Source organism: Amycolatopsis sp. NPDC102389 (assembly GCF_044765885.1).
Classification (GTDB): Bacteria; Actinomycetota; Actinomycetes; order Mycobacteriales; family Pseudonocardiaceae; genus Amycolatopsis.
Map to the genome: position 1 here is coordinate 64,513 of NZ_JBIWKX010000032.1, position 13,054 is coordinate 77,566.

At 68.7% G+C, this 13,054-nt stretch carries 11 protein-coding genes; 5 read left to right on the forward strand and 6 right to left on the reverse strand.

Annotation, left to right across the window (positions count from 1 at the left end):
- Nucleotides 1–9: 9 nt before the first annotated feature.
- The gene (locus tag ACIRGA_RS25205; protein ID WP_400945039.1) at nt 10–2,643 is read right to left on the reverse strand and encodes a valine--tRNA ligase; all 2,634 of its coding nucleotides are present in this window, start codon (nt 2,641–2,643) and stop codon (nt 10–12) included.
- A gap of 107 nt (nt 2,644–2,750) precedes the next feature.
- Here ACIRGA_RS25205 and ACIRGA_RS25210 point away from each other — a divergent pair, with 107 nt between their 5' ends.
- The 4 genes from ACIRGA_RS25210 to ACIRGA_RS25225 all read left to right on the forward strand — a co-directional run bounded on the left by ACIRGA_RS25210 (nt 2,751) and on the right by ACIRGA_RS25225 (nt 6,751).
- Nucleotides 2,751–3,725: a hypothetical protein gene (locus ACIRGA_RS25210; RefSeq protein ID WP_400945041.1), complete on the forward strand. Its 975-nt coding sequence runs from the start codon at nt 2,751–2,753 to the stop codon at nt 3,723–3,725.
- Nucleotides 3,726–3,753: 28 nt separating this feature from the next.
- A complete protein-coding gene (locus ACIRGA_RS25215) occupies nt 3,754–4,074 on the forward strand; it encodes a hypothetical protein (RefSeq protein WP_400945043.1) in 321 nt (106 codons plus the stop codon).
- A gap of 99 nt (nt 4,075–4,173) precedes the next feature.
- Nucleotides 4,174–6,480, forward strand: coding sequence for an FdhF/YdeP family oxidoreductase (locus ACIRGA_RS25220; RefSeq protein WP_400945045.1), 2,307 nt, complete (start codon nt 4,174–4,176; stop codon nt 6,478–6,480).
- A gap of 37 nt (nt 6,481–6,517) precedes the next feature.
- Nucleotides 6,518–6,751: a hypothetical protein gene (locus tag ACIRGA_RS25225; RefSeq protein ID WP_400945047.1), complete on the forward strand. Its 234-nt coding sequence runs from the start codon at nt 6,518–6,520 to the stop codon at nt 6,749–6,751.
- A 162-nt stretch (nt 6,752–6,913) separates the two neighbouring features.
- Here ACIRGA_RS25225 and ACIRGA_RS25230 read toward each other — a convergent pair whose 3' ends face one another.
- The 4 genes from ACIRGA_RS25230 to ACIRGA_RS25245 are packed head-to-tail and all read right to left on the reverse strand — an operon-like array spanning nt 6,914 to nt 10,609.
- Complete coding sequence (locus tag ACIRGA_RS25230; RefSeq protein ID WP_400945049.1) at nt 6,914–8,317, reverse strand: LCP family protein; 1,404 nt, start codon at nt 8,315–8,317, stop codon at nt 6,914–6,916.
- A 48-nt stretch (nt 8,318–8,365) separates the two neighbouring features.
- Nucleotides 8,366–9,109, reverse strand: a complete 744-nt coding sequence (locus tag ACIRGA_RS25235; protein ID WP_400945051.1) for an SDR family NAD(P)-dependent oxidoreductase — start codon at nt 9,107–9,109, stop codon at nt 8,366–8,368.
- Between the two features lie 13 nt (nt 9,110–9,122).
- Nucleotides 9,123–9,251, reverse strand: a complete 129-nt coding sequence (locus tag ACIRGA_RS25240) for a hypothetical protein (protein WP_400945053.1) — start codon at nt 9,249–9,251, stop codon at nt 9,123–9,125.
- Entirely contained in the window at nt 9,248–10,609 is a 1,362-nt protein-coding gene (locus ACIRGA_RS25245; RefSeq protein ID WP_400945055.1) for an OFA family MFS transporter, read from the reverse strand. Before ACIRGA_RS25245 ends, ACIRGA_RS25240 begins: the two co-directional genes overlap by 4 nt.
- Nucleotides 10,610–10,711: 102 nt before the next feature.
- Here ACIRGA_RS25245 and fdhD point away from each other — a divergent pair, with 102 nt between their 5' ends.
- Nucleotides 10,712–11,542 carry a formate dehydrogenase accessory sulfurtransferase FdhD gene (gene fdhD, locus ACIRGA_RS25250; protein WP_400945057.1) on the forward strand — a complete coding sequence of 277 codons (831 nt, stop codon included), beginning with the start codon at nt 10,712–10,714 and terminating at the stop codon, nt 11,540–11,542.
- Nucleotide 11,543: 1 nt separating this feature from the next.
- Here fdhD and ACIRGA_RS25255 read toward each other — a convergent pair whose 3' ends face one another.
- A complete protein-coding gene (locus ACIRGA_RS25255; protein ID WP_400945059.1) occupies nt 11,544–12,983 on the reverse strand; it encodes a carotenoid oxygenase family protein in 1,440 nt (479 codons plus the stop codon).
- Nucleotides 12,984–13,054 lie beyond the last annotated feature (71 nt).

The following is a 13,054-nucleotide window of genomic DNA, read 5'->3' on the forward strand; positions in this document are numbered from 1 at the left end:
TAGCGTTCGTCAGGAGGCGGGCAGGGCGGCCAACCGGGCGTTGATGCGCTCGATGTCCGCGACCGCGGTCTCCTTGCGGGCCCGGATCTTGCCGATCACCGGCTCCGGCGCCTTGTCGATGAAGGCCTGGTTGCCGAGCTTGGCCTCGGCCTGCGCCAGTTCCTTCTCCGCCGCGCCGAGGTCCTTCTGCAGGCGCTTGCGCTCCGCGGCGACGTCGATGGTGCCGGACAGGTCCAGTTCGACGGTCACCACACCGGCCGACAGCCCGACCTCGAGCGACGCGCTCGGCGCGAAGCCCTCCTCCGGCTGGGTGAGCCGGACCAGCGCGCGGATCGGCTCGTCGTGCCCGCTGATCTCGGCGAACCCGTCGCCGGACAGCCGCGCCGCCACCTTCTGGCTGGGCTTGAGGCCTTGGTCCGCGCGGAACCGGCGCACCTCGGTGACCAGCTTCTGCACGTCCGCGATCCGCTTGTCCGCCACGGCGTCGGCGTACGAAGAGTCCGCCACCGGCCACGGGGCGACCACCAGCGACTCGCGGCCGGTCAGCGCCGTCCACAGCTTCTCGGTGATGAACGGGATGAACGGGTGCAGCAGCTTCAGCACGGTGTCGAACAGGTGCCCGAGCACCGCGCGCGTCGCCGTCACGCGGGCCTCGTCACCCTGGAAGACCTGGACCTTCGACAGCTCCAGGTACCAGTCGCACAACTCGGTCCAGGTGAACTGGTAGAGCGTGTCGGTGGCCTTCGCGAACTGGTAGTCCGCCAGGTAACCGGTGACCTCGTCGACGACGTTGCCGAGCCTGCCGAGGATCCAGCGGTCGGCCTCGGTGAGCTCGGCGGCCGGCGGCAGCGGGGCGGTCGCGTCCGCGCCGTTCATCATCGCGAACTTGGTGGCGTTCCAGAGCTTCGTGGTGAAGTTCCGGGAGCCCGCGACCCACTCTTCGCCGATCGGCACGTCGGTGCCCGGGTTCGCGCCCCTCGTGAGGGTGAAGCGCAGCGCGTCGGTGCCGTACTTGTCCATCCACTCGATGGGGTCGACGCCGTTGCCCGCGGTCTTCGACATCTTCTTGCCGAACTGGTCGCGGACCATGCCGTGCAGCGCGATGGTCTTGAACGGCGCCTCGCCGGTGGCGTAGAGGCCGAACATCATCATCCGCACGACCCAGAAGAACAGGATGTCGTAGCCGGTGACCAGCACCGACGTCGGATAGAACTTGTTCAGGTCCGGGGTCTTCTCCGGCCAGCCGAGGGTCGAGAACGGCCACAGGCCCGAGGAGAACCAGGTGTCGAGCACGTCCGGGTCCTGGGTCCAGCCCTCACCCGAAGGCGGCTCCTCGTCCGGTCCGACGCAGACGACCTCGTCGTTCGGGCCGTACCAGACCGGGATGCGGTGGCCCCACCACAGCTGGCGCGAGATGCACCAGTCGTGCAGGTTGTCGACCCAGTCGAAGTAGCGCTTCTCCATCTCGGCCGGGTGGACGTTCACGCGGCCGTCGCGCACCGCGTCGCCGGCGGCCTTCGCGAGCGGGCCGACCTTGACGAACCACTGCAGCGAGAGCCGCGGCTCGATCGGCTCCTTCGACCGCTCGGAGTGCCCGACGCTGTGCAGGTACGGACGCTTCTCCGCGACGATGCGGCCCTGCTCGCGCAGCTTCTCCCGCACCGCGACGCGGGCCTCGAAGCGGTCCATGCCGTCGAACTCGGTGCCGGTGCCGTCGATCCGGCCCTGCTCGTCCATGATCGTGATCATCGGCAGGTCGTGGCGCTGGCCGATCTCGAAGTCGTTCGGGTCGTGCGCGGGGGTCACCTTGACCGCGCCGGTGCCGAACTCCGGGTCGACGTGCTTGTCCGCGACGATCGGGATCTTGCGCCCGGTCAGCGGCAGCTCGACCTCGGTGCCGATGAGGTGCGTGTAGCGCTCGTCGTCCGGGTGGACCGCGACGGCGGTGTCGCCGAGCATCGTCTCCATCCGGGTGGTGGCCACGACGATCGCGTTCTCGCCGTCGCCGTAGCGCATCGAGACGAGTTCGCCCTCGACCTCTTCGTGCTTCACCTCGGCGTCGGACAGCACCGACCGCAGCTCCGGCGACCAGTTGACCAGCCGCTCGGCGCGGTAGATCAGGCCGTCGTCGAAGAGCTTCTTGAAGATCGTGTTGACGGCCTTGGACAGGCCGTCGTCCATGGTGAACCGCTCGCGGGTCCAGTCGACGCCCTCGCCGAGGCGCTTCATCTGGGCGAGGATCTTGCCGCCGTGCTCGTTCTTCCACTGCCAGACGCGCTCCACGAAGGCCTCGCGGCCGAGCTCGCGGCGGCTGGTGCCCTCGGCGCGGAGCTGCTTCTCGACCAGCGCGTGGACCGCGATGCTCGCGTGGTCCATGCCCGGCAGGTACAGCGTCTCGTCGCCGAGCATGCGGTGGTAGCGGGTGATGGCGTCGATCAGGGTGTGCTCGAACGCGTGCCCGATGTGCAGCGAACCGGTCACGTTCGGGGGCGGGATGACTACCGTGAACGGCGGCTTGTCCGACGTGGGGTCGGCCGTGAAGTAGCCGGCGTCTACCCAACGCTGGTAGAGCGAGGCTTCTTCGTCGGCCGGGTTCCAGGCACCCGGAAGGTCGGTCTGCTGCTGCTGGGCGTTCTCGGTCACAGTTGACAAGTCTACGAACCCCCTCTAACGAGTTCCTCACCGGCCGTAACGCCCGCCGTTCCCAGCCGATGAGGGGATGTCGTCACGCACTGGGGAGGGGCGGGTTCTTGGAGGACGCGCGGTTGGAGACGCATCCGGATCTGATGGATCCGGAATGGCGCAAGCAAGCCGAACGCGAAGCTCGGCTCGGCGCGAAGAAGGACCTCAAGCGGCGGCGGAAGCAGCGGCCGCGCCGACGGTTCCGGATGACCCGCAAGGTCGTCGTGGCCCTGTTCGTGACCGGGACCGTGGCCCTGCTCGGGGCCGCGGCGGTCGTCGTGCACCAGATGCGGGGAAGCTCAAGCGCGGAGCAGCCTCCGAAGCCGGCCCCGGTGATCAGCGGTGTCGATCTCGACCGGCCTTTCGACCGCACCCCCGCCGCGACCTGGCGTGAAGGTCTGGCCGGGATCACCGTGCCGCCGGGGCAGGCCGTCGGCGGCTTCTCCGCGCAGGAGGTCGACGCCGCGTACCGGAAGGTGACGGAGGCCATCGCGGCCGCGCGGCTCGGGTCCCGGGCGCTGCGTGACCACGACGGTTCGGAACTGCTCGCGCTGCTGGCCCCGAACCAGCGCGCCCCTCTCCAGGAGATGCTCACGAGCGGTCCCACCGTCGAGAAGAACCGGTACCTGACCCTCATCGGGCCGAAGGGGCTGTCGAAGGCTCCCCCGCGGATGACCGGCTCGCTGACGGCGAAGTCCGGCGACCGAGGCGAGCTGGTCATCCACGCGAGCTACACGACCGCGTACGCCTTCGACGCGCGCCCGGGCGAGGCACTGTCGCCGGCGGACATCGTCCCGTTCCTCCGCGAAGAACAGGACTACGTGATCCGCAAGGCACCACCGTTCGTGAAGGGCGACGCCGGGCTCGCCTTCGGGGAAGGCGCGGGCTACCGCTCACGCATGGCCTGCGACGCGATCAAGACCGGCATCCTCGCGCCCCAGTACGCTGACAAGGACAGACCCCTCGTCGGCCCACCCGTCGCCGACGAAGTCGCCACCTACGACCCGACGAAACCCTTGCCGTCGCTGGACACCTGCGGGTAGTCGGCCGAATCCTGGGGAAGAGGACGAGATGGACGAAGAGGACCGGCGGATCGAGACGCATCCGGACCTGGTCGACCCGAACTGGCAGAAGCACGCCGAGCTGGACGCCTGGCTGGGTGCGAAGAAGGAGCTCAAGAAGAAGCGCCGCAAGCAGCGCAAGGCGGCCTCCGGTGGCGGCTACTCCGCTCCGGGGACGAGCCGGTGGCCGGGCGTCGCCGCGATCGTCGCCCTGATCGTGCTGGTCGTGGCCGCGGTGACGGTGAACGCGGTGCAGGAACGCGGCGTCAACGAGACGCCCTGGTTCCCGCTGGACGAATCGCAGATCACCCGGCTCGTCACCGACGCCTGATCGCGCCCCTCAGCATCCCTGATGCGACATTGGGAACGCGCATGACCGGCCGGGCACCCCTCGGTCGCGCGCGGGAGCGGCAAGGCGCACGATGGGGTCATGACCCGCGAAGCACCCGCGAACGACGTTGACGAGACACAGCTCGAAGTCGGGAAACCGAAGAGCTGGGCGGCCGGGATCCCCGGGGTCGCCGTTTCCCTGATGCGCGGCATGGAGCAGATGGGCGCCGCGCGCACCGTCAAGACGCTGCGCCTGCTGAACCAGCGCGACGGTTTCGACTGCCCCGGTTGCGCCTGGCCGGAGCCGCGCGAGGTCGACGGCGAGCATCGCAAGCTCGCGGAGTTCTGCGAAAACGGGGCGAAGGCCGTCGCCGAGGAGGCGACGAAGCGCCGGGTCGGCCGCGAGTTCTTCGCCGCGCACTCCATCCACGAGCTGGCGGACAAGACGGACTACTGGCTCGGCCAGCAGGGCCGCATCACCGAGCCGTTCGTGCTGCGCGAAGGCGCCTCGCGCTACGAACCGATCTCCTGGGACGACGCCTTCACGCTGGTCGCGGACGAGCTTCGCGCGCTGCAGGACCCGAACGAGGCGATCTTCTACACTTCCGGCCGCACCAGCAACGAGGCCGCGTTCCTCTACCAGCTGCTCGTGCGTTCCTACGGCACGAACAACCTGCCGGATTGCTCCAACATGTGCCACGAGTCCTCCGGCGCGGCGCTCGCGGCCACGACCGGCATCGGCAAGGGCTCGGTGACACTCGCCGACATCCACAAGGCGGACCTGATCGTGGTGGTCGGCCAGAACCCCGGCACGAACCATCCGCGCATGCTGTCCGCGCTGGAAGAGGCCAAGGGCAACGGCGCCAAGATCATGGCGGTCAACCCGCTGCCGGAAGCCGGCCTGATGCGGTTCAAGAACCCGCAGAACGTCCGCGGCGTGGTCGGCAAGGGCACCCCGCTGGCCGACGAGTTCGCGCAGATCCGGCTCGGCGGCGACCTCGCGCTGTTCCAGGCGATCGGTCATCTCCTGCTTCAGTGGGAGCAGGAGACGCCCGGCACGATCGTCGACCGCGCGTTCATCGAGTCGTCCTCCGAGGGCTTCGAGGACTACGCGAAGCATCTGCGGGAGATCGACTGGGCCGAGGTCGGCGCCGCGACCGGGCTGCCGCGTGAGCAGATCGAGCGGCTGGCGCGGATGATCGCGACGTCGAAGCGGACCATCTACTGCTGGGCGATGGGACTGACCCAGCACAAGCACGCGGTGCAGACCATCTCCGAGATCGCGAACCTGGCGCTGCTGCGCGGCATGATCGGCGAGCCGGGCGCGGGCCTGTGCCCGGTGCGCGGGCACTCCAACGTCCAGGGCGACCGGACGATGGGCATCTGGGAGAAGATGCCGGAGTCCTTTATGGACAGTCTCGACGCCGAATTCGGCATCAAGGTGCCACGGGACCACGGTCACGACACCGTCGACGCAATCCGCGCGATGCGGGACGGCAAGGGCAAGGTCTTCTTCGCCGTCGGCGGCAACTTCGCTTCCGCCACACCGGACACGGAGCTCACGGAGAAGGCGCTCAAGTCGTGCTCCTTGACCGCGCACGTGTCGACGAAGCTCAACCGCTCGCACGTCGTCCCCGGCAAGACCGCGCTGATCCTGCCGACCCTCGGCCGCACCGAACGCGACGTCCAGGCGGGCGGCGAGCAGTTCGTCACCGTCGAGGACTCGATGTCGCAGGTGCACACCTCACGCGGCAGGCTGGCCCCGGCCAGTGAGCACCTGCTCTCCGAGGTCGCGATCATCTGCCACCTCGCGGAAGCGCTGTTCGGCGCCGGGCATCCCGTGCCGTGGCGGGACTTCCACGCCGACTACGACCTGATCCGTGACCGGATCGCCCGCGTCGTCCCCGGCTGCCACGACTACAACGCCCGCGTGCGCGAGCCCGACGGCTTCGTCCTGCCGAACGCGCCGCGCGATTCCCGGCAGTTCAACGGAACCGCGAACGGCAAGGCGAACTTCACCGTCTCCGAACTCGAGTACCCCCAGGTGCCCGAAGGCAGGCTGCTGCTGCAGACGATGCGCAGCCACGACCAGTACAACACCACCATCTACGGCCTTTCCGACCGTTACCGCGGCATCGAAGACGCGCGGCGCGTAGTGCTGGTCAACCCCGACGACCTGGCCGCGCTCGGGCTGTCCGACGGCGCGATGGTCGACCTGGTCTCGGAATGGCGGGACGGCGACCGCCGGGCCCCGCGGTTCCGGGTGGTCTCCTATCCGACGGCGAAGGGCTGCGCGGCGGCGTACTTCCCCGAGGCGAACGCCTTGGTGCCACTGGATTCGGTGGCGGACAAGTCGAACACGCCGGTGTCGAAGGCGATCGTCGTGCGGTTGGAGCCCGTGGCCTGACGGTTTCTTGTCGGTCCCTCCCGCTAGGTTCACGCCCATGAACCCTGGGGACATCGGCCGCGAGATGGCGCGCCTTCTGCGGGACAGCACGCGTTCGGTCGTGTTCACGAGCGCCGTACTGAGGATCCACAACACCGGCGGCGGGCTCTCCATCCAGGCGGAGACCGACAGCGGCCGGTACCTCAATGCCGACATGACGGCGCTGGCGGACTTGTTCCTGCCCCTGCCCCCGTCGATCTACGAGGTGCGACTGAGCCACACCGCACCTTAGGTTGCCCGCTTGGCGGTGCAGCGCGGCGCCGCGCGAGGTCCACCGTGAAGTGGCCAACCCACTTCGCGGAAAGGCCTTGCCATGTCACGAAGATCGGCTCCGCGCTTGCTTTGCGTGCCGGTCACGAAGAACGGCAAGATCCCGCCACGGGAGTGAAGCGGCTCAGTTGATGCACCCGGTGTCGTCGGAGGTGATGGGCTGGTCGGTCCGGACCCCGGCCGCCCCGCCGCCCGCGGACACGCCCGGTCCCTTGTAGACCTGTCCCAGCACGACCTGGACATGGCCCGCCGCGACGGAAGCGGCCTTTTCGGTTTCCAGGCCGCCGAGCAGCTTCGCGATCTCCGTGGCGGGCCCGGACGCGTCGCTGAACCGGACGACGGAGGTCCGCCGTCCGGAATCGGCCGTGGTCTCGCCCTTGCCGAATCCCTTCTCCGTCAGGAGATCCGAGACGCGAGCGGCCAGGCCGTCCTTGCCGCTGGCGTTGACGACGTCGACCTTGGGGCCGGCGGGCTCCTGCGATGTCGTGGGCTGGGCACCGATCAGGGACGCGGCGAAAGCCCGCACCTGGGCGGGATCCACCTGCACGGCGGTCGCGGTCGGTTGCCGGGGGTTGTAGCGGTAGTCGGGGTTGACCACCGGGATCGTGTCGAAGGCGATGCCGCCGCCGGTGACGCCCCGCATCTGCCGGACGAAGTCGAGCAGGTCCCACTTGCCGTCGAGCACGACCGAACGTTTCACCGCGTCGATCAGTTCGGAGAGGCGGCCCGGGTTGGCGAGTGTCCCGGCGGAGAGCACCTGCTTCGCCAGCCCGGCCAGGAACACCTGCTGACGGCGGACGCGGTCGAGGTCGCTGCGGGGCAGATCCTCGCGCTGGCGGACGAAGGCGAGCGCGTCGGCGCCCTGGATCGTCTGCCTGCCGGCCTTGAAGTTCGCCCCGGACTTGATGTCCTTGGTGTCCCGCTTCAAGCACACCTCGACCCCGCCGACGGCCTTGCTGATGTCGTAGAAGCTCTGCAGGTTGACCTCGGCGAAGTGATCGATCTTGACGCCGGTGAGGTCCTCGACCGCCTTCAGGGTCGCCTTCCGCGCGGCCGTGATCGCCACCTTGTCGATCTCGGCCTTATCGGTCTTGCCCGCTGTGCGCTGCTCGCTCGCCGAAGCGAACTTGGCGTGGCCGAAGATCCCGTTGATCTTGGTCTTGTCCTTCGTCCCCGGCTCCGCGACCCAGGAGTCGCGCGGGATCGAGAAGGCCTTCACGGCCTGCTGCCCGTTGGGGATGCGGAGCACGATGAGCGTGTCGGTCAGGTCGTCGCCGTTCGCGCCCACCCGCAGCTCGCGCAGCATCTCCGGGGACAGCGGATTCCCGTGCTCGTCGGTCCGCGAATCACGCCCGACCAGCAGGATGTCCAGCGACCCGTCGGCGGGCTGCTCGCCCGGATCCGGCGCCTCGATCACGTCTTCGCGGGTCACGTCGTCCAGCGACTTCATGGTCGAGTATCCGTACGCGGTCCCTCCGAACACCGTCACCGCGAGCGCGGCGACCAGGACCTTCCCCAGCTTGTGCACGTTCTATGGACGCGCGGGAGCCGCTCATCGCTGCATTAGTGATCCACTTCACATCCGGAGATGCGACGCGCCGTTCAGGTCGAGAATCGCGCCGGACGCCCACGCGGCCTCGCCGGAAGCCAGGTAGAGCACCGCCGCCGCGACCTCCTCCGGCGTGCCGACCCGGCCGAACGGACTGTCGCCACTCGCGCCTTCGACCTTCGCCGCGACGCGGTCGGTCGCGGTGAAACCGGGGGCGACCGAGGTCACGGCGATCCCGTGCGGGGCGAGGGCGACGGCGAGCGACTGCCCCAGCGAGTGCAGCGCGGCCTTGCTCGCGCCGTACGCCGGGAAGTCGGGTTCGCCCTTGAAGGCGCCGCGCGAGCCGATGTTGACCACGCGGCCCGGCGCGCCGCGCTCGATCATGTGCCTCGTCACGCAGTAGGTCACGTTCGCGGTGCCGAGCACGTTGACGTCGAGCATCCGCCGCCAAGCCCGCTGCCAGTCCGCGTAGGACACTTCGGCCACGGGATGGGCCGATGCCGCGGTCGGCGCGAAGGCGGCGTTGTTCACCAGGACGTCGACCCCGCCTACCAGTGCCTCGGCCTCGTCGGCGACCCGTTGGGCCACGTCGGGCTCTGAGAGGTCGCCTTGGACCAGCCCGTGGCCGGAACCGGGCAGAGCGCCGAGGGTCCGCTCGGCGTCCTCCCGCTTCGAGGCGTAGTGCACGGCGACACGGTCGCCCTTTTCCGCGAAGGCGCGAGCGATCGCACGGCCGATGCCGCGCGACGCCCCGGTGACCAGAACTCCCACGAGCCGACCCTACTCAGCCGCCGAAGAGCTGGACCACCTTGCGGAACAGTTCGTAGACGCCGTAGGCGAACGGGAGCGCGACCCACAGCCACGCGAAGATCATCAGCCCGGTGCGGCGGCGTTCGGGAGCCTGTTCGGTCATCGGGTCTCACTCCTCGCGGGCTCACCGGACGACGCCGGTTCGTGGAACTTCGGGTTGACCGGGCGCACCAGTTCGTTGGCGACGAAGCCGACGACCAGCAAGCCGATCATGATGATCAGCGACGTCGAGTAGAGGTCGGGGCCGACCTTGCCCGCCGCCTTCTGACTGTCGGCGATGGCGTTGACGATGAGCGGCCCGAGCACGCCCGCCATCGACCACGCGGTCAGCAGCCTGCCGTGGATCGCGCCCACCTGATAGGTGCCGAAGAGGTCCTTCAAGTACGCCGGCACGGTCGCGAAACCGCCGCCGTAGAAGGACAGGATCAGCATCGCGCACAGGACGAACACGAGTTTCGAGGCGTTGGTGGTCAGCGCGATCACCAGGTACAGCAGGGCGCCGACGCCGAGGTACAGCCGGTAGATGTTCTTGCGCCCCACCAGATCCGAAGTGGACGACCAGACGAACCGGCCGAGCATGTTGGTCAGCGAGAGCAACGCGACGAACCCGGCCGCGGCGGCGGTGCCGACCGGTGTCGAGGTCTCGCGGAAGAAATCCGCGATCATCGGCGAGGCCTTCTCCAGGATGCCGATGCCCGCGGTCACGTTGAAGCACAGGACCACCCAGAGGAGCCAGAACTGCGGCGTCCTGATGGCGTTGCGCGCCGACACGTTCGCGGTGGTGATCATCGCGTTGCCGTGGTCGGTCTTCGGCTCCCAGCCCTTCGGCTTCCAGTCGTCTGCGGGGACCCGCACCAGCAGGATGCCGAGGGTCATGAAGACCGCGTAGACCAGGCCGTGCACGAGGAACGCCGTCGCGACCGTCCCGATGGACCACGGCGCGGCGCCCAGCATCTGCGAAGACCACGGCGAGGCGATCAGCGCGCCGCCGCCGAAGCCCATGATCGCGATCCCGGTGGCCATCCCCGGCCGGTCCGGGAACCATTTGATCAAGGTCGAAACCGGCGAGATGTAGCCGATCCCGAGCCCGATGCCGCCGATCCCGCCCCAGCCGAGGACGACGAGCCAGTACTGCGACGTCGCCACGCCGAGCGCGGAGAGCAGGAAGCCCGAGCTGAAACAGACCATCGAGACGAACATCGCCCAGCGTGGCCCGTTGCGCTCGACCAGCGTCCCGCCGAACGCCGCCGACAGGCCGAGCATCACGATGCCGAGCTGGAACGGCAGCGCGCTCTCGGTACCGGTGAGGCCGAGGGTCTTCTCCAGCGGCGGTTTGAAGACGCTCCACGCGTACGCCTGCCCGATCGACAGGTGGACGGCCAGCGCGGCGGGCGGCACCAGCCAGCGGCTCCAGCCCGGTGCTGCGACGATGCGGGAACGGTCCAGGAAGCCGACAGCCATCCGGCGCCTCCGTACTCTGAGGATGTGCACTGGGAATGTATTACTTAATTCCCCACGTTGCAGTACTCAGGTGTCGAATGAACGGGTCAGAAGGGTGGACAAGTGGGCAGGGTGACGGTGCGGCGTCCGGTGCGGAAGATCTCCGCGACCAAGGACGTGCGGCGGCCCGACGCGCTCGCGGCCGAAGAGCCGCTGGAGATCCGCGTCGGTGGCAAGGCACTCGCGGTCACCATGCGGACACCCGGCAACGACGTCGAGCTCGCGCACGGGTTCCTGCTGTCCGAAGGCGTACTCGCCTCACGCGAGGATGTCGCGGTCGCGCGGTACTGCGACGGCGTCGACGACCAGGGCCGCAACACCTACAACGTCCTCGACATCGCGCTGGCCGAAGGGGTCGCCCCGCCGGAGACCGGCGTCGAGCGCAACTTCTACACGACGTCCTCGTGCGGTGTCTGCGGCAAGGCCGCGCTCGACGCGGTGAAACTGAAAAGCCGGTTCTCCCCGGAGAAGTCCGAGTTCGCGGTGAGCACCGAAGTGCTGGCGAAGCTCCCGGACACGCTGCGCGCGCACCAGAAGGTCTTCTCCAGCACCGGCGGGCTGCACGCGGCCGCCCTGTTCGACGGCGACGGGAACCTCGCCGTGGTCCGCGAGGACGTCGGCAGGCACAACGCCGTCGACAAGGTGCTCGGCCGGGCACTGCAGGCGGGCCGGATCCCCGCCGGGGACACCGGGCTGCTGGTGTCCGGGCGCGCCTCGTTCGAACTGGTGCAGAAGGCCGCCATGGCCGGGATCGGCCTGCTGGCGGCGGTCTCCGCGCCGTCGTCGCTGGCCGCGGAACTGGCCGAGGAGAACGGTATGACCCTCATCGGTTTTCTCCGCGGCGACAGCATGAACCTCTACACCGGCGAACAGCGGGTGCTCGGCCTCGACTGACTCAGGCCCCGACCCAGTTGCCGTGGAAGCCGTTCGGCACGCGGTCCGGCAGGTGCACGGCGCCGACGGTCTCCAGCGTCCCCGCGTCCAAAATGGTCAGGTCGCTCTTCTGCGTCGCGGCGTCGTAGACGAAACCCATCAGCACGCCCTCGTCCTCGCCCGCGTCCACTGAGGACGGGACGAACACGAACTCCCCCACCTGCGAGCCGTCGCCGAATTCCCTCGACTGGACCGACCGGTTCCACAGATCGTGCTTCAGCAAGGAACCCGACGAAGCCGAACCATCCTTTGTGGACACCGAGTACCCGAAGCGGTGCCTCCGCCCGACCAGCCGTTCGTCGACGCGCGGGAACTCCTGACCCTGGTCGTCGAGGCGTTCTTCGATGACCTTGCCGACACTCAGGTCGATGGTCCAGCGATCCAGGGTCGGCGGCCCCTCGGCGGGCCCGAGGAATTCGGTGTCGAACATCTTCGGATGGCGGACGACGTCCAGCACGATGTCGTCGCCGTCGTCGTAGGCGTTCATCGGGTGGAACACGTAGCACGGCTCGATCTCGAACCAGCGGACGTCGCCGTTGCCGCCGTCGCGCGGCATGACACCGATCCGCGCCGGGTACTTCGGGTTCCAGCGGTAGGGCAGGCCGGCGTTGCCCGAGATCCGCTGCCGCAGCCGCGCGCTGAGCGGATCCGGCACCTTGACCTTGCCCACCAGCGCGGACACCACCAGCTGGGCGGGCGTGCGCAGGAACGGCGGGACCGTCGCGGCGACGGCCTGTTCGGTCGCGAACGTGACCGGGAGGTCGTAGAAGACGACGTGCTTCTCGGTCAGGGAGAAGTCGTGCATCATCGGCGAACCGGCGACCTCGACGTCCACCTTGCGCCGCGCGCGGCCCTGCGCGTCGATCACCGAGTACTGCACCTTGTTGCCCCAGCCGAAGAAGTACGACACGGCGTGCAGTTCACCGGTCTCCGGATCGCGTTTCGGATGCGCGGTGTAGCCGCCGGGAAGGGTGCCGTCGAAGTCGCAGGCACCGACGGTGTCGAGCTCGTCGGTCAGTTCGAAGTTCGTGGGGCCACCCTCGATCAGCGCGAGGGTCTTGCCCGCGTGGCCGATCACGTTCGTGTTGGCCCCCATGGACGCGACGCCGTCGACCGGCCCGCCTTCCCAGCGCTCGCCGATCTCCCCGCACAACCGGGGAGTGCGCACCCAGCGGTTGCGGTACCACTCGGCGCGGCCGTCCCTTAGCCGGACGCCGTGCACCATGCCGTCGCCCATGAACCAGTGGTACGTCGCCGGGTCCACTTCGGACAGCGGGTTCGGCCCGTTCCGCAGATAACGCCCGTCCAGGTACTCCGGGATGTGCCCGGTGACGCGCAGTTCGGTGATCGTGTGCTCACGGCTGACCGGAGCGAAGTTGCCTTCGAGGAACTTGTTGCCCATCACAGACCCCCTACCCTGGAATAACGATGTTATGCGCTCATTTATAACAGGGTTATGAGATACTGGCAAGC